This is a genomic window from Variovorax paradoxus B4, assembly GCF_000463015.1.
Taxonomy (GTDB): Bacteria; Pseudomonadota; Gammaproteobacteria; order Burkholderiales; family Burkholderiaceae_C; genus Variovorax; species Variovorax paradoxus_E.
The window spans coordinates 2,391,872-2,407,330 of the sequence record NC_022247.1; the positions used below are offsets into that span (position 1 = coordinate 2,391,872).

Sequence of the window (15,459 nt, forward strand, 5' to 3'; positions counted from 1 at the left end):
TTCAGTCCGGGATGAGGGGGATTCAGGCGATGCCGCCCATGCACAGGTACTTGGTGTCGACGTATTCGTCGATGCCGTACTTGGAGCCTTCGCGGCCCATGCCGGACTGCTTCACGCCGCCGAACGGCGCGACGGCGGTGCTGATGACGCCGGTGTTGATGCCGACCATGCCTGCTTCGATGGCATCGGCTACGCGCCATACGCGCGCGATGTCTCGCGAGAAGAAGTAGGCGGCCAGGCCGAACTCGCTTGCGTTCGCGAGCGCAATGGCCTCGGCTTCCGTCTTGAAGCGCACGAGCGGCGCCACCGGGCCAAAGATTTCTTCGTTCGAGATCTTCATGTCGGCGGTGACGTTGGCGATCACCGTCGGCTCGTAGAAGGTGCCACCGAGCGCATGGCGCTTGCCACCCGTGACGACCTGCGCGCCGCGCGCGACAGCGTCGCCCACGAGTTCCTCGACCTTGGCGAGCGCGTTGCTGTCAATGAGCGGTCCTTGCAGCGTGCCCGGCTCCGTACCATTCCCGACGCGCAGTTCCGACACGGCCGCGGCGAGCTTCTTCGTGAAGGCAGCGTAGATTCCGTCCTGCACCAGCAGCCTGTTGGCGCACACGCAGGTCTGGCCGCTGTTGCGGTACTTCGAGGCGATGGCGCCCGCGACGGCCTCGTCCAAATTCGCATCGTCGAAAACGATGAAGGGTGCGTTGCCGCCGAGCTCGAGAGACATGCGCTTGAGCGTTGGCGCGCATTGTGCAGCGAGAACGCGGCCGATCTCCGTCGAGCCGGTGAAGCTCAGCTTCCTGACGATGGGGCTCGTGGTCAGTGCCGCGCCGATCTCGCGCGCGCTCCCCGTGACCACGTTGAATGCGCCGGCCGGCACGCCGGCGCGGGCGGCGAGTTCCGCCATGGCGAGCGCGGACAGCGGCGTCTGGCTGGCTGGTTTTACGATGATGGTGCAGCCGGCGGCGAGTGCGGGTGCGACCTTGCGTGTGATCATCGCCGCAGGAAAGTTCCAAGGTGTGATGGCAGCACACACGCCCACCGGCTCCTTCTTGACCACTATGCGCTTGTCAGGCCAGGGCGACGGGATCATGTCGCCGTAGACGCGCTTGCCTTCTTCGGCAAACCATTCCACATACGCGGCCGCATACGCGATCTCGCCTTTGGCCTCCGCCAGCGGTTTGCCCTGTTCGCTGGTCATGATCAGCGCCAGGTCGTCCTGGTTCTCCATCATCAAGTCGAACCATTTGCGCAGGATGCGCGCGCGGTGCTCCGCGGTGGTGGCGCGCCACAGCAGGAACGCTCGCTCCGCAGCCGCAATCGCACGGAGGGTTTCTTCATGGCCGGCATTCGGCACAGTGCCAACCACTTGATCTGTGGCCGGATTGCGCACCTCGATCCGGGTGTCTGCGTCGTTGCCGACCCATGCGCCGTCGATAAAAAGAGCGCTCCGCAGCAGATCGGGATCTTTCAGCTTCAGCATGGTGTCAGGTACTCCAGTGAATGCCCGCACGGCGGACCATGGCATCGAAGATCAATTGATGGGTGGAAGCTTGCCCCGCAACCCGCGTTTCCGGAACCTTGCGCAGGATGTCGGCGGCAATGGAGCGGTTCGGCCCTGCGGCGCCGTCCGCGGCGAGTTGGATCTCGCAGGCGCGCTGCAGTACCCACAGGCGGTTGAACGCGGTCGGCAGGGTCGGGCCGAGCGCGAGCAGGCCGTGGTTGCGCAGGATCAGGTGGTTGCGCGCTCCGAGCGAGTGCACGAGGCGCGGCTGCTCGTCGAGGTTGGTTGTCACCCCTTCGTAGTCGTGGTAAGCAACGTCTCCATACAGCATGGCGCTGTAGAAGTTGTCGTTCCTCAGACCTTCTTCCTTGGACGCGATCGCGCAACCGGCAGTGGTGTGCACATGGATCACGCAATGCGCATCCTGGCGGGCCGCGTGCAGCGCCGAATGGATCACGAACCCGGCCTTGTTCACCGGGTGCTCGCTGCCGTCCAGCGCAGTGCCATCAAGACCGATCTTCACCAGGTTGTCCGGTGTCACTTCCGAGTAGTGCAGGCCGAATGGGTTGATCAGGTACTGGGGCTGGCTGTCGCCCGTGTCCGGCACCCGCACCGTGATGTGGTTGAAGATCAGCTCGGTCCAGCCGAGCCAGTCGAAGAGCCGGTAGCAGGAGGCAAGTTGGACACGGGCCTGCCGTTCCTGCGGGTGCATCTGCGCCATCATTCTTCCTCCGCTGCCCCGACGATCTCCTCGCAATGAATGAGATCTTCTTCACTGTCGCCGGCGCGGCGCGCCTGTACCCAGATCCCGTCGCCGATGTTCTCCACCACTTCGGCGATGGTGCCGTCCTTGAGCCGCAGCTTCTGACCTGGCTCCACGGTCATGAGATTGATCATTTTGATATTTCTTTCAGAAGAAGACGGTCAGGTTCTTGGCAAGCAGCACGTTTTGATGGATCTGGATTTCGCGCTTCGCGAGCTTCCAGCCTGAAGCGGTCCTGCGGATCACGTCGCGGCGATCGCCCACGAAGAAGTACTGCTCGTGTTCGCAGCGGTTCTGGTAGATCAGGAACCGGCTCGACACCGAGACCTCTTCTTCGCCCGCTGCGTTCGTCGCGATCCCGCTCAACTGCACGTTGGAGACCAGGCGACAGACGCGCGACAACGGCTCCTCGGCCCAGTGCACGCCCGTGAGGATTTGCTCGGCGCGCTTCGTGAGGGTCCACTTGCCCTCGTTGAACCAGCTCATGTGTTTTTCGCGCGTGGTGTTCTCCCGAGCCGCGTGCTCGCCAAACTTGACGTTGAACGTCAGTGGCATGAAGTACTCGAGGTCTTCCGCGAGCGTCTCCAGCCATTCCTTGAAGCGGCGCTCGTCGAGCAGGTTGGCCTCGTCGAAGAGGAATTCCTCTATTTCCCGCTTGATCTCGTAGTAGCGCGCGTCCCGGGGCAGCCTCGCAGGGGCCGGCACAGCGACTTCAGCAATCTCGGACATGTTTGTTCTCTCCAGTGATATTCAGTGTGAGGATTTGGATGGAACCGGGCCGCCCTGGCTGGCGAAGCAACCGACATCCAGCACCGTGCCCGACACGGTCTCGGCCTCATCGGAAAGGAGGAAGGCCACGGCGTATGCAAGGTCTCGGCCCGTCGCAGGGCGGCCGGCGGCAGTTCCGGGCACCGGCCGGCTGGTGAAGGTCGTCACGTCTCCGCCGACTCGCCCGACGCTCATCCCCGACACGATGCCTCCGCCGCCAGGAATGGCGACATTGACACGGATGTGGTCGTGAAAGTGGTCGTAGGCCATGGCAGTACTGAGAGCCAGGATGGCCCCTTTGCTTGCTGCGTAGGCTGCCATGTTCGGCTTGCCATAGCCGGCACCGGAGCCGATATTGACGATGGAGCCTCCGCCCTGGCGCTTCATGTGCGGGATGACCGCGCGGCTCGCAAGATAGGTCCCCTTCAGGTTCACGTCGATGATGCGCGTGAACAGTTCCTCGGGCGTGTCGACCACAGTGCCCAGGGGGCCGATCGCCGCGTTGTTCACCAACCCATGGATGGCTCCGTAGCGCTGCAGCGTGTGCTGCACGACCCGCTCGACGTCCGCCGCCAGGGAGACGTCCGCTTCGAGGATGTCCGCCTTGCATCCGGCCTTGTCGAGTTCTCCAAGGAGGCCGTCGGTGCCTTGGGCCGTGCTGGATACCTGCGGCTGCGACAAGCCGAAGGCGACGACCTGATGGCCGCGGCGGGCCAGTTCCACGGTGATGGATTGGCCGAGGCCGAAGGTGCCCCCCGTGACGATGATGACGCTCATCTGCGGCTCACTCGGCAAAGCTGGCAGGCTGGTTGTCGTGGCGGCCCAGCAGGGTGTTCCAGTCGGCGCCGTTCATGTAGTCGCGCCAGCGGCGGTAGAACTGGCGCGGGTTTTCTTCGCTCACTTGCGTGCTGACGTTGCCCGGCACCAGTTTGTCGACCTCCACCTTGCCCAGGGACTGCTGGTAGTTGTAGGGATAGCGCTTGGCGATCACGCCGCGGCTGCCAGCGGTCGCATAGTTCCAGTTTTCCATGTCGTCCTGCTCGGTCATGCCCGCAGGTCCGGAATAGCGCATGTAGTACTTGCGCAGGAAGTCCTTTACTTCCTGCGGTGCGTCGGCGTCCACCAGGAAGAAGCGCCAGGCTTCCGTCGCCTCCGGGCCGTGCGGGTGCCACACGCACAGGTTGCGAGGCTGGGTCCCGTGAAAGGACACGTTGGGAAAGATCGTGCCGACAAACGGCACCAGGCGGTTTCGCTCCGTGCCGAGCCGGCGCTTGCGTTCCTCGAAGCAGTGCCGGAAGTACTCTGCGATGACCGGGTTGTCGCGGTAGGTATCGACGAACTCAGTGTTCTCGGGCATCAGGGCGCTGTGAACGCCATGACCCGCCGGGAAGTTCGCCCACACGTGTTGCGCTTTCTCGAGCTCATTGTCGCGACGTCCTTTCACTCCGGCTTCGGCACTCGGGCCGATGCCGATCAGATCCACCGAGCGATGGCTGACGTTGTGGTACGTGTCGCCCAGAAAATTCTCCGCTGCGAATTTCCAGTTGCACGGGATGATCCACTTGTGGACGCCGAAGAGCACTTCCGAGCCGCCCTCGCGGCCGTCGCGTGCGTCAAGTGCGAGGTCCAGGTGGGCCTTGGCCCCGCCGAGGTAGGTCAGGAAGTCCGGTGCATCCTTGTCCCAGCTGGCCCATACAGTGCCTTTGTAGATCTCCATCTTCGGCACTTCGATCAGGGACCATTCCTCCTTGTCGAGGCAGCCCTCGTACAGGCTCTTGAACTGCGGCACCCCGAACAGCTTGCCTTCCGTGGTGTAGCTCCAGCTGTGATACGGGCAGGTAAAGAGCTGGGTGTTGCCATGGTCGTACTGGCAGACCTTCATCCCGCGATGTCGGCACGAGTTGAGGAAGACGTGGATCTTCTTCTTTTTGTCGCGCGCCAGAATCACCGATTCCGCGCCCATGCGGGAGGTGAAGTAGTCGCCGGGGTTGGGGATCTGGCTTTCGTGGCCAACGAACAGCCAGGAGCGGGTGAAGACCTTCTCGAGTTCCTCTTCGAAGACTTCCTTGTCGGAGAAGATCTCGCGGCTGATCAAGCCCTTGCGCAGGTTGATCATGGCGTTGTAGCGCGATTCGGTGGTGATGGGGATCATCGTCTCTCTCTCTTGAAGGTTCAGGTGAAACGTTCGCAAAGGACTTCCTTGCGCGGCAGTCCGACGGATTCGGCGGCCGACCTACCGGCTTCGACCATGGGCGGGGGGCCGCACAGATACACGCGCGTGTCCGCATCCAGTTCCAGTTGCGCAATCAGGTCGGTGGGGTACCCACGGTGGGCAGCGGGGCCGTCGCCTTGTTCGACGGCAAGATGGATCGCCACGCCCGGCATGCTGACGCGGAGTTGCTCCAGTTCGTCCATGGCGATCAGATGGCCGTGCGTTCGCGCACCGATGACCACGGTGGTGCGTGGCTGCGGCGTGGTGGACTCGACGGCGGCGGTCCGCAGCATGGACAGGAACGGGGCCAAGCCGGTGCCCCCTGCAACGAACAAGCGGGGCCGGCTTTCGTGCCGCAGGAAGAACGTGCCGTGAGGCGCACTGATGTCCACCGCATCACCAATCTTGGCGTTGGCGAGCCACGATGAGAACGCACCCTCGGGCACGATCCGCACGAAGAACTCGAGCCGGTCTGTTCCCGGAGCGTTCGCCATCGAGTACGAGCGCGCAACCTCGGTTCCCCGCGGATGAATCCGGACATATTGGCCGGGCTCGAACGCGATCTTCTCTCCGACCGTCAGTTCGAGGCGAACGATTTCGCTGGCGACCTGATCGACGGCCGTGACTTCCGCCGGCATCGGGGCTGGTTCTTCCGTCAACGCCTCCGTCGAGTCGTAGGGGAACTCGATGGCGCACGGCGCGGTGATGTTGCACACGCAGGGCAACACCACCCCTTCGTCACGGTCTTCGTCCGGCAGCACGCTGGGGTCGTACTCCTGCATGTCCACATTTCCGGAGACCAATTGGGCGGTGCAGGTGCCGCACTGCCCATTGGAACAATCGGTCAGCAGGTTGAGTCCGGAGGCTGTCGCGGACTCAACCAGGTTGTGGCCGCATGGCACCTGGAGACGGCGTGAAACGCCGTCCGAAAAAAGCAGCGTCACTGGGATGATCGTGGTCAAGGGGGACCTCGCGGGGGGTGTTGATTGGCGTTCGAAGTTTTTGTCCGAACAGTGGACTAAGAATCCATTGTATGGACTATTTTTGAATGATGTCAACCTGTCCGTGTGGTGGACAATCGAGGCTTCGGGTTCAATGCACGGGAATGTCTGAATGAGTGAAACGGAAAAAGGCGACAACGTTCGCGCGGTGGGTCGGGCGCTGGAGATCCTGCTGGCCTTCACGCCGCAGGACTACGAACTGTCGGCAGCGGAACTGCTGAAGCGAGTCGACTTGTCGCGTCCCACCCTGTATCGGCTGCTCTACACGCTCCAGGAGCATGGCTTCCTGGCCTCGGTCGGCGAACCTCAGCGGTTTCGCTTGGGGCCAGCGGTGGCGAAGCTGGCGCATGTCTGGACGGCAGGCATCGATCTGGCGAGCATCGCGGAGCCGGTGCTGCGAAGGATCTGGCAGGAAACCAGTGAATCGGTTTCGCTGTACGTCCCGCGTGGGGAACTGCGCACTTGCATCGCCGAGCTTCCCAGTCCCCATCCATTGAGCTTCAGGCGTGGCGTGGGATACACCGAGAAGATCGTTCGAGGAGCGACCGGGCGCGCCATCCTCGCGTTTCTGGATCTGAGCTCGCAGGAAATCCGCAAGTATGTCCAGGGCAGTGGCGTGCAGATAAAGGAATTGGATGCGGAGCTCGCACAGACGCGCAAGCGCGGCTATGCGACCAGCCGCAGCGAACTCATCGAGGGCGCCGTTGCGGTGGCGGCGCCATTCTTCGACCGCAGCGGACGCGTTGCCGGATCGATGGGTGTCTACGGACCGGAGGTCAGGCTGAACGCGACGCGCCAGCAGCAGATCGCTCGCCTGCTGATCGATGAGTCGGCCAAGCTCTCCGAAGCCCTGGGCTTCGCTGGCGTCGCGACCTGAACTCGATCTCTGACTCTCCTGAATTGCATTTTTCGCGGGCGCGGGTGATAGCGTGACCGCAGCTCGACGCGTGCGGCGTCGGGCGACCTCTTTCTGCTTCAAAAGCCCGCGCGGTCGCATGGCCGCGCGGGCTTTTTCTTTGATCTGTTGGTCTGCGCCTCCCCTGGAATTTCTTGACGACCGCGAGCCAATGGCAGCGTGGCCGAGATCCGGGTTGACCACTCTCGAGGCAAGTCCGTATAATGGACCTATTGTCCGACACGTGGACATGCACAAGACAGACACAAGAAGGCGGGCACACCCGTTCATCCGTTCCATCACAACCTATCGGAGACATTTGCATGACCCAGCCCGTTCGATTTCCGTCCAGGCGCCGCTTGTTGGCGCTCATGGCTTTGGCCTTCCTTGCCGCTCCCGGCGCGAACTCTCTCGCCCAGGCGGCATACCCGGATCGTCCCGTGAAGATCGTGGTCGGCTTCGCGCCCGGCGGCACCAACGACATCCTCGCGCGTCTGGTCGCCGCCAGGCTGCAGGACAAGCTGAAGCAGGGCGTCGTGGTGGAGAACAAGCCGGGAGCCAACTCCGCGATCGGCAATGACTTCGTGGCCAAGTCCAAGCCCGACGGATACACGTTGCTCGTCTCTTCGAGTGGTGGCCTGACGACCAATCCGATTTTGATGAAGGGCCTACCGTACGACCCGGTCAAGGACTTCGAGCCCGTGGCGCTGCTGGGATCCTTCCCGCTCGTCGTCACGGTCCCTGTCTCGCTGCCGGTGAAGAACTTTGCGGAACTGGTGCAGTTTTCCAAGACCTCGAAGGACGGCAAACTCGACCATGGGACGCCGACGACCTCGTTCGTGCTGGTGGCAGAAACCCTTACCGCAGCCGCGGGCCTGAAGTTCAATCACATCCTCTACAAGGGCTCCGGCCCCGTGGTGGCCGGCCTGCTCGGCGGCGAGATCCAGGTCGGCGTGCTGGACAGTCCCGCGGTCATCACGCAGGTCAAGGCAGGCAAGCTGAAGGCCCTTGCCGTCACCACCGCCAAGCGCTCCGCGGCGCTGCCGGATGTGCCCACCATCGCGGAGGCAGGCTATCCCGACTACGACACCCCGATCTGGACGGCCCTGATGGCACCGAAGGGCACGCCCGAATCCGTGCTCGCCAAGTTGCGCTCGGCGACCTCTGAAATCCTCAAGGAGAAGGACACGGTCGAGAAGATGCATGCGCTCGGTCTTGATCCGGGGAATGCGGAATCGGCCGCGCTGGGACGCCGCATCGCGGCCGACATCGAGCGATGGACCCGGGTCGCCAAGACCGCAAACATCCAGCCCGAATAACGATCAAGGTGACAACAGATGTTCGCTTCCTCTTCACGCGTACTGGGCGCATTGGCACTCGCAGCCCTGACGACGGTGTGCGCGCATGCGCAAACTTTCCCAGGCAAGCCTGTGACGCTGATCGTTCCATTCGCTCCGGGCGCATCGGCCGACGGCATTGCGCGAATCGTCGCGCGAGAGTTGTCGCAAGCGCTGGGCCAGCCTGTGGTCGTCGACAACAAGCCGGGTGCCGGTGGCGCACTGGGTCTCATCGCCCTCGCGAAAGCGCCAGCGGACGGCTACACGCTCGGCATGGGGGCGACTGGCGCCATTGCCATCAATCCGCATCTGCCGGATGCACCTCCGCTGAAGCCCGAGAGGGATCTGGTGGCAGTCGCCAAGGTTGCGGACATCCCGCTGGTGGTGGTCGCCGGCGCGAGTGTGGGGCAAAGCAGCTTGAAAGCCTTCCTGAACCAGGCGCGCGCAACGCCGGGGGGGCTGTCCTACGCGACGCCGGGCCAATACACCGCGCAGCATCTCTCAGGCGAATTGCTGGCGTCGATGGCGAAGGTCCCGATGACTGCGGTCGCATACCGGGGCAGCGCTCCGGCGGTGAGTGACCTGCTTGGCGGTCAGGTGCCCGCGGCCGTTGTGGACCTGACCTCGGCCTATCCGCACATCAAGGCAGGCAAGCTCGCAGCACTGGGCGTGACCAGTGCAAGCCGCAGCAAGATCGCGCCAGAGATCCCCACGATTGCCGAAGAAGGCGTGCCGGGATATGCCGCGCCCGCGTGGATGGGGCTCTTCGCCCCAGCAAAGACGCCGCCAGCCGTGACGGCGCGTTTGTCGAACGAGTTGAAGACCATCATGGCAAAGCCCGAAGTGCAGGCGCAACTGATCGGTCTCGCGGCGGAGCCGGTTTTCATGGACGGCAAGGCGTTCGGCGAGTTCATCGCCGGCGAGTCGAAAAAATGGGCGGCCGTGGTGGCCAAGCTTCCTTCACCGCAGAAATGAACATGCAAACTTCCAAATCAATGACGGGCGGCCAAGCCCTGGTAGAAAGCCTCGTGCGTCACGGCGTGCGTGACCTCTTCATGATTCCCGGCATCCAGCTGGACTGGGCCGTGGACGCGCTGCGCCAGCGTAGCAACGAGGTACGCCTGTACATCCCGCGCCACGAGCAGACCACGACATACATGGCCGACGGCTACTACCGTGTTTCTGGCAAGGTAGGGGCGGCCATGGTCGTGCCAGGTCCGGGCGCGCTGAATGCGGGAGCCGGGTTGTCGACCGCCTATGCATCGAACTCCAAGGTACTGTTCATTGCGGGGCAGATCCACTCCACTGGTCTGGGCAGAGGCTGCGGTTTGCTGCACGAGATCAAGGACCAGACCGGGTTCGTGCGAGGCCTCACGAAATGGAACCATCTCGTCACGTCTTCCGCGGACGTCGCACCCGCATTCGATGCGGCGTTCGCCCAGCTGGCGTCAGGGCGCCCGCGCCCCGTCGGCATCGAGGTTCCCCACGACTACCTGAGTTCCGCTGTCCCTGCGGAAGCCATCGCGCCATCGCCGGTGAGCGAACCTGAACCGGCCGCGCCGAGTACCGAACTGCTGGACAAGGCCGCCGCCCTGTTGAACGCTGCCAAACTGCCTGTGATCTATGTGGGAGGCGGGATCTTCGCCAGCGACGCCACCGGGCATCTGCAGCATCTGGCGGAAAAGATCGGCGCGCCCGTCGTCATGAGCGACAACGGGCGCGGCGCGCTCAGCGATCGGCATCCGCTTGCGATGAATGCGCTGGCCGGCCGCGCCGTCTTCCAGCATGCCGACGTGGTCCTGGTGGTTGGCAGCCGCTTCGTCGACGCGCTGACCCCCACAGCGTCGTGGACGGCCAGCGGCATTCGCTACATCCACATCAATATCGATCCTGACGACCTCGGGTTGCCCCGCACACCGGAGGTGGCGATCGCGGCGGACGCAGCACGGGTCCTGCCAGAACTCGCCGATCGCCTCGCCAAGCGTCAGGCGCTGTCGGTAGCAGATTGCAAGCGCGTCAAGGATTGGGCACAGGCGCAGATCGACGCCGTGCAGCCGCAGGCCGCCTACGTCGCGGCGTTGCGCGAATCGATGGCCGAGGATGCGATCTTCGTCAATGAACTGACGCAGGTCGGCTACCTGGCCCGCATTGCCTTTCCAGTCTATGGGCCGCGTACCTACATCGGTCCCGGCTACCAGGGAACGCTGGGCTACGGGTTTCCCGTGGCGCTCGGCGCTGCAGTGGCGAGCGGGGGGCGGCGCGTCGTGTCCATCACTGGCGACGGCGGTTTCGGCTGGAACCTGCAGGAACTCGCCACGGCGCAGCGCTACCGCCTGCCGATCACGCTGGTCGTCTTCAACGACGGCCACTACGGCAACGTGCGCGCCATCCAGAAGCGAGAGTTCGGCGCGGAGGTGGCGGTCGAACTCGCAAATCCGGACTTTGAACTCCTGGCCAAGGCCTTCGGCGTGGCCTATGCGCACGCCGACAATCCCGCAGCGCTGCGTGCGGCGCTCAAGGAGGCCAACACCAATGCCGGCCCGGTGCTGATCGAGGTCAAGATCGGCGTGGTCCCCAGCCCGTGGCATCTGCTGCGCCTGCAGCCGATGAAGGGCATGAGCGGCCCGGCCGCCCCGGCCAATCCGCTCGACGAGGTGTTGCGGTGAAGTGCTACACGCATTTCTACGCCGACGGGCAGTTCCTCGAATGCACGGGGGCGGACCGGATGGCGCTCATCAGCCCCTCGCAGGGTGCGCGCATCGGCGATGTGGTCGCGTGTTCCGCGCACGACGTCGAGCGTGCCGTGCGCAGCGCGCGCGCCGGATTTCGCGCCTGGTCGGCGAGCAGCATCGACGAGCGGTGCGGTGCGCTGCAGCACTTGCATCGCGAACTCGAGTCTCGCGCCGAAGCCGCGACGCAGACTTTGGCCGAGGAGATGGGCTGTCCGGCCTGGCTCGGTCGCCTGATGCAGTTGCCGATGCCGCTGAAAGGCCTGGCGTTTGCCATCGAAGGGCTGGCGCAGGTCCAGTGGCGCGAGACCATCGGCAACGGCATCGTCGAACGCGTTCCGGCGGGGGTGGTCGTGGCGATCACGCCGTGGAACTTTCCGCTGCACCAGATCGTGGCGAAGGTGGCTGCGGCGATCGGTGCGGGTTGCAGTGTGATCCTGAAGCCCAGCGAAGTCGCGCCGGGAGCGGCGCAGTTGTTCATGGAAGCGGTCCATGCCTGCGGTCTGCCCGCCGGCGTGGTGAACATGGTGTGGGGCGGAGCGTCCGTCGGCGAGCAATTGACCACCCATCCGCAGGTGGATCGCATCAGTTTCACCGGGTCGACCGATGTCGGCCGAAAGATCATGGCGAACGCGGCACAGGGATTGAAGCCGGTCACCCTCGAACTCGGCGGCAAGTCGGCCGCCGTGTTGCTCGAGGACGCCGACCTCGACGCCGCGATACCCGCTGTCGTACGCCTGAGCATGGCGAACTCCGGACAGGCCTGCGTGAGCCAGTCGCGGCTGATCGCGCCGGCCCGGCTCGTACCGCAGATCGTCGAGCGCTTGCGCAACGCGATCGCCGGCTGGCCGTTGGGCGATCCCCTGGAAGACGCCACGCGGCTGGGCCCGGTCGCGACCGAGGGTCAGCTGCGGCGGGTGCGCCGAATGATCGGCCGAGCGCAAGAGCAAGGAGCGCAACTGCTCGCAGGTGGAGCACAGCCACCGGCCGGGCTCGGGCAGGGCTGGTATGTACAACCCACGCTGTTTGGCGATGTCCGTCCGGAAATGGAGATCGCGCAGGAAGAGGTGTTCGGCCCGGTCCTGGCGCTGATTCCCTACCAGAGTGAAGAGGAGGCCGCGGACTTCGCGAACGCGAGTCGCTACGGTCTCTCGGGCGCGGTGTGGTCGCGCGACGCCATACGCGCCACCGAATTTGCTCGCCGCATGCGTACCGGCCAGGTCGTGATCAATGGGGCGGCCCAGAACCTCGCCACGCCGTTCGGAGGCTGGGGGCTTTCCGGTTTTGGCCGCGAGAACGGCCGCTTCGGCATCGAAGACCTTCTCAACTATCGATCGCTGCATGGTGCGGCCTGACCCACGGATTCCCATGTCACTCACCAACTCATCTCTTGCCGCGGGCGATGCTCCCGGTACCGTGTACGGAGCGCTGCTCAACGATCGCGCCACTGTCGAAAGACTCGCCGAGGCGTTCAACCAGCCGCCCTACAAGGCTGCGCCGAAAGCGACCGTCCTCTATGTCAAGCCACGCAACACGTTCGCAGGGGAGGGCGCTGCGGTCGCAATTCCCTCGCAAGCTGGCGCAGTCCGCATCGATGCGACCGTAGGTGCCGTCATCGGCCGCCGGGCGACGAAGGTGTCAGAGGCGCAGGCGCTCGACTACGTGAGCGGCTATCGCGTGGTCAGCGACATCACGCTGCCGCACGAGAACTACTACCGGCCGTCGATCCAGCTTCGTTGCCGCGACCGGTTCTGCCCCATGAGCGAAGCCGTACCGGCACAAGGGTTCGATCTGGCTGTTGCCACACTGCGGGTGAGGGTCAACGGAGAGCAGGTCCACGAGCGCGATTTCACCGGGCTTGTCCGTCCGCTGTCCCGCTTGATCGCGGACGTCACCGAGTTCATGACCCTGGAAGTCGGCGACGTGCTGCTGGTCGGCCCTCCGGAAGGCGCTCCCCTCGCGCGACCGGGTGATCGCGTCGAACTGGAGGTGCCTGGGCTCGGAAAGCTCTCCCACACATTCGTATCCGAGGGCAATGCAGGAGAAGAACGATGAGACAGGCGCGCGTTGTCTACGAAGGCCGGACACTGACGGCCACACCGTGCGCCAACGGCGTGCGACTTCCCGATGGAACCGAACTGCGCGAGGAGCAGGTGACCTGGCTGCCACCCGCCGAGTTCGGGACGATCTTCGCGCTGGGTCTCAACTACGCGGACCACGTCCGTGAGCTGAAATTCCAGAAGGCGCCGGAGGAACCGCTGGTGTTCCTGAAAGGACCGAATGCGCTCACCGGCCACCGCAGCGTGACGCATCGGCCCGCGGACGCGACGTTCATGCACTACGAATGCGAGCTCGCCGTCGTGATCGGCAAGACCTGCAAGAACGTGCCGCGGGAGCGCGCCCATGACGTGGTCCGCGGCTACACAGTGGCCAACGACTACGCGATCCGCGACTACCTCGAGAACTTCTACCGCCCTAATCTGCGGGTCAAGAACCGCGACGCCTGCACGCCGATCGGCCCGTGGCTGGTCGACAAGGCGGATGTACCCGATCCGATGAACCTGCGGCTGCGGACCTGGGTGAACGACAAGCTCACGCAGGACGGCAACACCCGCGACATGGTTCTCGACATCGCCGGACTGATCGAGTACCTGTCCGGATTCATGACCCTGAATCCTGGCGATGTGATCCTCACCGGCACGCCCGAGGGCGTCGCGGACTGCAAGTCCGGCGACCGTGTCGTCACCGACATCGAAGGCATCGGCACCCTCATCAACTTCATCGAGTGAATCATGCGCATCGAACATTTGATTAACGGCAAGGCGGTCAAGAGCACCGACTACTTCGAAACCGTCAACCCCGCCACGCAGGAGGTGCTGGCCGAAGTCGCCTCCGGCGGCGAGGCCGAAGTGAACGCGGCCGTGGCCGCCGCCAAGGAGGCCTTCCCGAAGTGGGCCGGCCTGCCCGCGCCCGAGCGCGCCAAGCTGATCCGCAAGCTCGGCGACCTGATCGCCAAGCACGTGCCCGAGATCGCGCAGACCGAGACCGACGACTGCGGCCAGGTCATCGCACAGACCGGCAAGCAGCTGATCCCGCGCGCGGCCGACAACTTCTACTACTTCGCCGAGATGTGCACGCGCGTCGACGGCCACACCTACCCCACGCCCACGCACCTGAACTACACGCTGTTCCACCCGGTGGGCGTGTGCGCGCTGATCAGTCCGTGGAACGTGCCCTTCATGACGGCCACCTGGAAGGTCGCGCCCTGCCTGGCCTTCGGCAACACGGCGGTGCTGAAGATGAGCGAGCTCTCGCCGCTCACGGCCGCACGGCTGGGCGAGCTGGCGCTCGAAGCGGGCATCCCGCCCGGCGTGCTGAACCTGGTGCACGGCTACGGCAAGGAGGCCGGCGAGCCGCTGGTGGCGCACCCCGACGTGCGCGCGATTTCGTTCACCGGCTCCACCGCCACGGGCAACCGCATCGTGAAGAGCGCGGGCCTGAAGAAGTTCAGCATGGAACTCGGCGGCAAGAGCCCGTTCGTGATCTTCGAGGACGCCGACCTCGACCGCGCGCTCGACGCGGCCGTGTTCATGATCTTCAGCAACAACGGCGAGCGCTGCACCGCCGGCTCGCGCATCCTGGTGCAGCAGTCGATCTACGCCGACTTCGCCGCGAAGTTCGCCGAGCGCGCGAGGCGCATCACGGTGGGCGACCCGCTCGACGAGAAGACCATCGTCGGGCCGATGATTTCGCAGGCCCACCTGGCCAAGGTGCGCAGCTACATCGAACTCGGCCCGAAGGAAGGCGCGACGCTGCTGTGCGGCGGCCTCGAGGCGCCATCGAACCTGCCGGACCGTGTGAAGAAGGGCAACTACGTGATGCCCACCGTCTTTGCCGACGTCGACAACCGCATGAAGATCGCGCAGGACGAGATCTTCGGCCCGGTCGCCTGCCTGATCCCGTTCAAGGACGAGGCGCACGCCATCGAACTCGCCAACGACATCCCCTACGGCCTGAGCAGCTACGTGTGGACCGAGAACATCGGGAAGGCGCATCGCGTGGCCGCTGCCGTAGAAGCCGGCATGTGCTTCGTCAACAGCCAGAACGTGCGCGACCTGCGCCAGCCCTTCGGCGGCACCAAGGCCTCGGGCACGGGCCGCGAGGGCGGCACCTGGAGCTACGAGGTGTTCTGCGAACCGAAGAACGTTGCGGTGTCGATGGGCTCGCACCACATTCCGCACTGGGGAGCCTGA

The 15,459-nt window shown here is 64.5% G+C and carries 15 protein-coding genes; 8 read left to right on the forward strand and 7 right to left on the reverse strand.

Translation table 11 applies throughout. The features are described from left to right. Positions 1–22: 22 nt before the first annotated feature. From VAPA_RS11090 to VAPA_RS11115, 7 genes are read right to left on the reverse strand one after another with little or no spacing between them, the layout of a single operon-like run. A complete protein-coding gene (locus VAPA_RS11090; protein WP_021006867.1) occupies positions 23–1,480 on the reverse strand; it encodes an NAD-dependent succinate-semialdehyde dehydrogenase in 1,458 nt (485 codons plus the stop codon). Positions 1,481–1,484: 4 nt separating this feature from the next. Then, positions 1,485–2,225: a class II aldolase/adducin family protein gene (locus tag VAPA_RS11095; RefSeq protein WP_021006868.1), complete on the reverse strand. Its 741-nt coding sequence runs from the start codon at positions 2,223–2,225 to the stop codon at positions 1,485–1,487. Continuing rightward, positions 2,222–2,398 carry a hypothetical protein gene (locus tag VAPA_RS34850; RefSeq protein WP_021006869.1) on the reverse strand — a complete coding sequence of 59 codons (177 nt, stop codon included), beginning with the start codon at positions 2,396–2,398 and terminating at the stop codon, positions 2,222–2,224. The genes VAPA_RS11095 and VAPA_RS34850 overlap by 4 nt, the downstream gene beginning before the upstream one ends. A 13-nt stretch (positions 2,399–2,411) precedes the next feature. Then, the gene (locus tag VAPA_RS11100) at positions 2,412–2,993 is read right to left on the reverse strand and encodes a 3-phenylpropionate/cinnamic acid dioxygenase subunit beta (protein ID WP_021006870.1); all 582 of its coding nucleotides are present in this window, start codon (positions 2,991–2,993) and stop codon (positions 2,412–2,414) included. Positions 2,994–3,014: 21 nt separating this feature from the next. Further along, positions 3,015–3,809: an SDR family NAD(P)-dependent oxidoreductase gene (locus VAPA_RS11105; RefSeq protein WP_021006871.1), complete on the reverse strand. Its 795-nt coding sequence runs from the start codon at positions 3,807–3,809 to the stop codon at positions 3,015–3,017. Between the two features lie 7 nt (positions 3,810–3,816). Continuing rightward, positions 3,817–5,184, reverse strand: coding sequence for an aromatic ring-hydroxylating oxygenase subunit alpha (locus VAPA_RS11110; RefSeq protein ID WP_021006872.1), 1,368 nt, complete (start codon positions 5,182–5,184; stop codon positions 3,817–3,819). Between the two features lie 20 nt (positions 5,185–5,204). Beyond that, the gene (locus tag VAPA_RS11115; protein WP_021006873.1) at positions 5,205–6,206 is read right to left on the reverse strand and encodes an FAD-binding oxidoreductase; all 1,002 of its coding nucleotides are present in this window, start codon (positions 6,204–6,206) and stop codon (positions 5,205–5,207) included. Between the two features lie 151 nt (positions 6,207–6,357). Here VAPA_RS11115 and VAPA_RS11120 point away from each other — a divergent pair, with 151 nt between their 5' ends. The 8 genes from VAPA_RS11120 (at position 6,358) to hpaE (ending at position 15,459) form a co-directional block, all read left to right on the forward strand. Then, positions 6,358–7,122: an IclR family transcriptional regulator gene (locus VAPA_RS11120; RefSeq protein WP_021006874.1), complete on the forward strand. Its 765-nt coding sequence runs from the start codon at positions 6,358–6,360 to the stop codon at positions 7,120–7,122. A gap of 341 nt (positions 7,123–7,463) precedes the next feature. Then, positions 7,464–8,459 carry a Bug family tripartite tricarboxylate transporter substrate binding protein gene (locus VAPA_RS11125; RefSeq protein WP_021006875.1) on the forward strand — a complete coding sequence of 332 codons (996 nt, stop codon included), beginning with the start codon at positions 7,464–7,466 and terminating at the stop codon, positions 8,457–8,459. Between the two features lie 18 nt (positions 8,460–8,477). After that, positions 8,478–9,452, forward strand: a complete 975-nt coding sequence (locus VAPA_RS11130; RefSeq protein WP_021006876.1) for a Bug family tripartite tricarboxylate transporter substrate binding protein — start codon at positions 8,478–8,480, stop codon at positions 9,450–9,452. 2 nt (positions 9,453–9,454) lie between these two features. After that, the gene (locus VAPA_RS11135; protein WP_021006877.1) at positions 9,455–11,143 is read left to right on the forward strand and encodes a thiamine pyrophosphate-dependent enzyme; all 1,689 of its coding nucleotides are present in this window, start codon (positions 9,455–9,457) and stop codon (positions 11,141–11,143) included. Further along, on the forward strand, positions 11,140–12,561 hold the full coding sequence (locus VAPA_RS11140; protein ID WP_021006878.1) for an aldehyde dehydrogenase family protein: 1,422 nt from the start codon (positions 11,140–11,142) through the stop codon (positions 12,559–12,561). The genes VAPA_RS11135 and VAPA_RS11140 overlap by 4 nt, the downstream gene beginning before the upstream one ends. Before the next feature lie 13 nt (positions 12,562–12,574). Then, positions 12,575–13,261: a fumarylacetoacetate hydrolase family protein gene (locus VAPA_RS11145; protein WP_021006879.1), complete on the forward strand. Its 687-nt coding sequence runs from the start codon at positions 12,575–12,577 to the stop codon at positions 13,259–13,261. Then, positions 13,258–13,995 carry a fumarylacetoacetate hydrolase family protein gene (locus VAPA_RS11150; RefSeq protein WP_021006880.1) on the forward strand — a complete coding sequence of 246 codons (738 nt, stop codon included), beginning with the start codon at positions 13,258–13,260 and terminating at the stop codon, positions 13,993–13,995. The genes VAPA_RS11145 and VAPA_RS11150 overlap by 4 nt, the downstream gene beginning before the upstream one ends. 3 nt (positions 13,996–13,998) lie before the next feature. Next, positions 13,999–15,459, forward strand: coding sequence for a 5-carboxymethyl-2-hydroxymuconate semialdehyde dehydrogenase (gene hpaE / locus VAPA_RS11155; RefSeq protein WP_021006881.1), 1,461 nt, complete (start codon positions 13,999–14,001; stop codon positions 15,457–15,459).

Excerpts from the sequence above, each read along its gene's own strand:
- VAPA_RS11125 (WP_021006875.1), top strand. The coding sequence starts at position 7,464 with ATGACCCAGCCCGTTCGATTTCCGTCCAGGCGCCGCTTGTTGGCGCTC.
- VAPA_RS11130 (WP_021006876.1), top strand. The coding sequence starts at position 8,478 with ATGTTCGCTTCCTCTTCACGCGTACTGGGCGCATTGGCACTCGCAGCC.
- VAPA_RS11110 (WP_021006872.1), bottom strand. The coding sequence starts at position 5,184 with ATGATCCCCATCACCACCGAATCGCGCTACAACGCCATGATCAACCTG.
- VAPA_RS11095 (WP_021006868.1), bottom strand. The coding sequence starts at position 2,225 with ATGATGGCGCAGATGCACCCGCAGGAACGGCAGGCCCGTGTCCAACTT.
- VAPA_RS11150 (WP_021006880.1), top strand. The coding sequence starts at position 13,258 with ATGAGACAGGCGCGCGTTGTCTACGAAGGCCGGACACTGACGGCCACA.
- VAPA_RS11120 (WP_021006874.1), top strand. The coding sequence starts at position 6,358 with ATGAGTGAAACGGAAAAAGGCGACAACGTTCGCGCGGTGGGTCGGGCG.
- VAPA_RS11100 (WP_021006870.1), bottom strand. The coding sequence starts at position 2,993 with ATGTCCGAGATTGCTGAAGTCGCTGTGCCGGCCCCTGCGAGGCTGCCC.
- VAPA_RS11090 (WP_021006867.1), bottom strand. The coding sequence starts at position 1,480 with ATGCTGAAGCTGAAAGATCCCGATCTGCTGCGGAGCGCTCTTTTTATC.
- VAPA_RS11135 (WP_021006877.1), top strand. The coding sequence starts at position 9,455 with ATGCAAACTTCCAAATCAATGACGGGCGGCCAAGCCCTGGTAGAAAGC.
- VAPA_RS11105 (WP_021006871.1), bottom strand. The coding sequence starts at position 3,809 with ATGAGCGTCATCATCGTCACGGGGGGCACCTTCGGCCTCGGCCAATCC.
- hpaE (WP_021006881.1), top strand. The coding sequence starts at position 13,999 with ATGCGCATCGAACATTTGATTAACGGCAAGGCGGTCAAGAGCACCGAC.
- VAPA_RS34850 (WP_021006869.1), bottom strand. The coding sequence starts at position 2,398 with ATGATCAATCTCATGACCGTGGAGCCAGGTCAGAAGCTGCGGCTCAAG.
- VAPA_RS11145 (WP_021006879.1), top strand. The coding sequence starts at position 12,575 with ATGTCACTCACCAACTCATCTCTTGCCGCGGGCGATGCTCCCGGTACC.